Here is a 4,652-nt window from a genome sequence, read left to right on the forward strand (position 1 = left end):
GCCCGAAGCCGGAATAGGCATCCGCCTGCAGGATCCCGCTGTAGCTCTTCAGGAAAGACTGCGGATGCTCACCCTTGCGATCGACCGAGTAGAAGTAGACCGCAGCCGGCGGATCGGCGCCGCCAAAGGGACGGTCATCGCGCACCACGGTCCAGAGCCGGCCAGTCCTCGTCTGGCCCCTAGCCAGCACCGGCACCGGCGTGTCGTCGGCGTGCAGCCGCTCGGCCTTCATCACATGCTCGGCGATCAGCGCGCTCAAGGGCCGGGTCGCAACCGCGACCGCACCGATCCAGTCGCACAAGGTCGAGACATCCAGATCGACACCTTCCTGGGCAAACACTGTGCTCTGACGCGTCAGCGGCAGATGCAGCCCGAACTTGCCGACCGTGATCTCGGCCAGCAGGTGGGGACCGGCGCGGCCACGCGGAATGGCATGGAAGGGTGCGGGCGTCTCGGTGATCGTCTCGCAAGCCGCGCAGCTGAACTTCTCACGCACCGTCTGCAGCACGACCCAACGCGCCGGGATGCGCTCCAGGGTCTCGGTCACCACCTCGCCGAGTTTGCGCAGGCCTCCGCCGCAGCAGGCGCACGCGGTCGGGGCAGGAACGACGACGCGCCGGCGCGGCAGGTGCCCAGGCAAGGGCCTGCGGGCAGGCTTCGTTCGCTTCAACTCTTCGACCGTCCACTGGGGCGCCGCCGGCGCCGCGGCGGCATCCTTCGCCTCCGCTTCGGCATCCATGTGGGCCGCGCTCTCCTCCAGGTCTTCCAGGGCGAGCAACAGCTGCTCGAGACGGGCACTGCGTTCCGACGAGGTGCCGAAGTGCTGACGGCGCAACTTGGCGATCTGCAGCTTGAGCCGTTCGATCTCCAGCTCCAGGGCATAGCGAGCAGCGTGGGCCTGAGTGGCCTCAAGCCGGGCGACTTCCAACGCAGCGCGAGCGATCTCCAGATCCCCCGCGCGGGCTTCGGCCGCCAGACGGGCGGCGCGCTCGGCGCGGATCATCGCGTGAGCGTCAGCCAGACTGGTGGGAAGCGGATCAGGGTGATTTGCCACATCTCCAGTGTGCCACGAACCCGTTGCATGGCAAGGCTTTGCGGCTCATCCGGCGGCGGTCGGGCGCCAGGTTTGCTGGGGATTGCGCCAGTCGATGCCCTCGAGCAGGTAGCCCAACTGCGCGGTGGAAATCGACACCGTGCCGTCGGCCGGCGACGGCCACAGAAAACGACCCCGATCAATGCGCTTCGAGAACAAACAAAGGCCCTGGCCGTCGTACCAGAGGACCTTGATCAGATCACCGAAGTTTCTTTCATAATGCAGCCTTTCTTCAGATCCCCGGGAGGCGGATCATCTTAATGTCCTGATAATTCTCATAGTTCTTCGGCCTGCGGGCGATGACCGCCTGCACTCCTTGGCGAACGGTCTCACACGAGAGCGCTTCGACGGGAACGAGCCAGGGAGCGCCCGGCATGATTTGGGTCGCGGGCAGGATGCCGCGCGACACAAGCCTTTTGACGGATTCGATGGAGATGCCAAAATGCTCGGCCGTCTTCATCAGGGTGACGGTTTGCGGTCTTGCGGGATCCGCCACGTAGTTCGGCAACCCCAGGCGCTCGCGCATCTCCCGCACCCGCACCGTCGTCCAGGTGTTGCCATCGCCCGTCTGGCAGCGCATCCGGTTGAGCGCTACCGCCAATTCCCGATCCGGCCAATGGCCCGCCATGGTGCGCAACGCCTCCACGGCGGAGGGCGCTCTGTCGGTTGGGTAACGGCCGGATTTGACACGGGCCACCCGGACTTCGCTATGGCGTCCACCGGTCCAATGGATCAACAGCACGGCTTCGTTCGTCGCGTCATCCAGATTGCAGACGATCTCCTGGATCACGATGTGGAGCAGGCGCTGTTTGCTGCGCATATCTGCCGCTGCGTTCCAGGCCGCGGGTAGGTCGTGGGCGAGTTGAAGCAGACGGGCCCGGTCGATGGGCGGGCCTGCCGCCAGGGAAGCAGAGAGCTCCTCCAGCCGACGCTCGATCTGCGCGGCCCGCTCAAGAGCATCGTTCCAGCGCGCCTCCAGCTCCCGTGCGACGTGACGTTTGGCCGGATCCACCAACTCGTAGCGCCGTTCGGCGAGAGAGGTCTCGTAACGGGCCTGTTCGAGCTCGCGCCGTACAGCGGCGATCACATCCTGACGCACCCGCTCGGCATGCTCGGCGGCCAGGATCGCCGCTTCGACAGCCCGCTCGGAGACGGTATCCAGGATCTCATGCGCCACCGCCCGATCGATCCGACCCCCGCCGATGCCGATGCACAGGCCGGACCCGACATGGGCATCGTCGCCGCGGCACTGATAGCGGTGCGCATTGCCCTTTCCCATGCCGTAGAAGACCCGCATCATGCGCCCGCAATGGCCGCATCGCATCAGCCCGGTCAGAAGCGCCCGTCCGCCCCGGGCCGACTTGCGGGCACAGTTCTTCTTCATATGCGCGTTCTCGAGCAGAAGCTTCTGGTTGTCCTCGAACTCCTGCCAGGTGATGTAGCCGGGATGATGATCCCGCAGGAGCACGCTCCACTCGTTCCTGGCCTTGCGTCCGCCGACGGTCCTGGCGCGGCCATCCGTGAGGCGGGTGCGCTGCCCCGTGCGGCCGAATGCATAGGCGCCGGCATAGAGTGGATTGTGCAGGATCTGGACGACGCTGTGATAAGCCGCTGCCTTCCAGACGAGCTTGCACACATCAACATTGCGCCGCACGACCGGCATCTTGATCGCCGCGTCCCTGAGCCAAAGAAAGACCTGGCGGGCGCTGCCCAACTCCTGGAACTTCGCGAAGACCAACCGGATCGTGTCGGCAACATGCTCGTCAGGATCGATCTCGATCCGGCCCTCCTCGTTCCAGCAGAAGCCGGGCGGCAGCATGAACCGGAACTCACCGCGTTGCGCCTTCGCATCGCGGGCCGCGATCCCGCGCTGGCGCATCAGGCTCAGCTCGTATTCCGACATGGTTCCCTTCAACCCCAACAGCAGGCGGTCGTTGACCAGCCGCGGATCGTACGCCCCATCGGGATCGATCACGAGCGAGCCGGCCAGTGCGCACAGATCGATCAGATGATGCCAGTCACGCCCATTGCGGGCCAAGCGTGACGCCTCGATACAATAAACGGCTCCGACCTCGCCGGAACAGACCAGAGCGACCAGCCGCTCGAAGCCCGGGCGCTCGCTGCGGCCTGATCCGGAGCGTCCCAGATCATCGTCGATCACAGTGACCGAGGCAAAGCCCTTGGCCTGCGCTTCCCCAGCCAGATCATACTGCCGGCGCTGGCTTTCGAGATTGCCCATGACCTGGGCCATCGTCGACTGGCGGACATAGACGACGGCCGCGCGCCGCAGATGCTCAGTGGTGATCCGGGCGGTCATGGGAGCCTCCCTGGCGTGTCGGGCGTTCGGCCTGAGCAGCGTCGAGCAGAAGCTCGGCGAGGGCTTCGACGATCCCCTTCAGGGTCGGGGCCATGGGCGGCGGTGCTTTGTGGGGCTCCAGCGCCAGAGTGAGCTGTGCCCGGGAGCGGTGGCGGGATCTTGGCATGACCGATCTCCTTCTGCGAAGGACGAGATCGTGCACCATGGCGGCGATTCGTCGTCCACGACGCAAGAACAGCGGCTAGCTCGGCCAGGCCCGCGAGGCTGACCTGGGGAGATCCCAAGCTCATGCCGGCGCAATAGGCCTGGTCGAGCATCCAGTCCGGCAATTCCCGCGAGAGGTCCGGCCGCTCCTGGGTATAGACGAAGCTCAAGGCCTTACCGCGCCGATACCGCGAGACCTGAACGGTCTGTCCGAACAGCGGATGCCAGGGATAAGCAATGATCGCAGATCGAAAACCGTATGCTTTATGTCGCTTGTTGGCCTCTGCGTCCCCGGAAGACGAACAGGTTGCCCGAATGCGGATCCCGTTTGAGCGTCTCCTGCACCAGCAAGGAGAGGCCGCCAAAGCCCTTGCGCATATCGGTGTGGCCAGTGGCCAGCCATACGCGCGTGCCGGTCGGCATCGGGATCATGCCAGGCTCTCCATTACCTGCAGCACCCGCCGCAGCGCCTCGGCATCGACCTCGCGGTCCACCCGAATGCGTCGCCCGCGGCCCAGGACGATCTCGATCAAGCCAGTGCGCCGCGGCGAGGATCCCACAGGCGTGGTCTGCACCGGCACGGGCGCGATCTCGACCGGCAGGAAGGCGGGACCAGCGTCGCCCAGTCGGCCTTCGCGGGCGAGCCGGCGCCAGGTGAAGACAACGCTGGGGGCAAGCCCATGGCGGCGGGCCACTTCGGTCACCGTCACGCCCGGTTGCATCGTCTCTTCCACGATCTGGAGTTTGTCCTGGAGGCTCCAGCGCCGCCGGCGCTCTGTGCCGAGAACTTCGATCTTCATCGATCTGCTGACCTTAAAGCTAGCCTTAAGGTCAGAACGTCACGCGCAAACCTCACTCTCACAAGAGGGCGCGCACCGAGTGCTTACGGTCTTGCCGCTTGAGGCAGGAATGGAACAGAGGTGGCTCGGTTTGTTTGAGCAACGTTTTCGGCCGGATAGGTGGAGCATCTGCCGGAGTTAGAAGGCGGGCACCTTAGCGGTCTCTGGCCGATCCGCAACCGTCTCCTCGACGGGCTCG

General features: G+C 65.4%; 6 protein-coding genes. All 6 read right to left on the reverse strand.

What is annotated here, in order from left to right; all coding sequences use genetic code 11:
- Positions 1–1,054, reverse strand: a 1,054-nt coding sequence (gene tnpC / locus OC446_RS29410) for an IS66 family transposase (RefSeq protein WP_262032448.1), incomplete at its 3' end; no start/stop codon positions are given.
- Positions 1,055–1,099: 45 nt separating this feature from the next.
- Entirely contained in the window at positions 1,100–1,318 is a 219-nt protein-coding gene (gene tnpB / locus OC446_RS29415) for an IS66 family insertion sequence element accessory protein TnpB (protein WP_315986562.1), read from the reverse strand.
- Between the two features lie 7 nt (positions 1,319–1,325).
- On the reverse strand, positions 1,326–3,410 hold the full coding sequence (locus OC446_RS29420) for a recombinase family protein (protein ID WP_262032449.1): 2,085 nt from the start codon (positions 3,408–3,410) through the stop codon (positions 1,326–1,328).
- Positions 3,388–3,576 (reverse strand): hypothetical protein, encoded by a 189-nt coding sequence (locus OC446_RS29425; RefSeq protein ID WP_262032450.1) that lies wholly within the window; start codon positions 3,574–3,576, stop codon positions 3,388–3,390. The genes OC446_RS29420 and OC446_RS29425 overlap by 23 nt, the downstream gene beginning before the upstream one ends.
- Before the next feature lie 302 nt (positions 3,577–3,878).
- Positions 3,879–4,046 carry an IS66 family insertion sequence element accessory protein TnpB gene (gene tnpB, locus OC446_RS29430; protein ID WP_410055171.1) on the reverse strand — a complete coding sequence of 56 codons (168 nt, stop codon included), beginning with the start codon at positions 4,044–4,046 and terminating at the stop codon, positions 3,879–3,881.
- Positions 4,043–4,414, reverse strand: coding sequence for an IS66-like element accessory protein TnpA (gene tnpA, locus OC446_RS29435; protein WP_262032451.1), 372 nt, complete (start codon positions 4,412–4,414; stop codon positions 4,043–4,045). Before tnpA ends, tnpB (OC446_RS29430) begins: the two co-directional genes overlap by 4 nt.
- Positions 4,415–4,652 lie beyond the last annotated feature (238 nt).

This window comes from Microvirga sp. Mcv34 (assembly GCF_024519725.1).
Classification (GTDB): domain Bacteria; phylum Pseudomonadota; class Alphaproteobacteria; order Rhizobiales; family Beijerinckiaceae; genus Microvirga.

Bases quoted from the DNA above. Each gene is read 5' to 3' on its own strand.
- tnpB (WP_410055171.1), bottom strand. From the start codon at position 4,046: ATGATCCCGATGCCGACCGGCACGCGCGTATGGCTGGCCACTGGCCAC.
- OC446_RS29420 (WP_262032449.1), bottom strand. From the start codon at position 3,410: ATGACCGCCCGGATCACCACTGAGCATCTGCGGCGCGCGGCCGTCGTC.
- OC446_RS29425 (WP_262032450.1), bottom strand. From the start codon at position 3,576: ATGCCAAGATCCCGCCACCGCTCCCGGGCACAGCTCACTCTGGCGCTG.
- tnpA (WP_262032451.1), bottom strand. From the start codon at position 4,414: ATGAAGATCGAAGTTCTCGGCACAGAGCGCCGGCGGCGCTGGAGCCTC.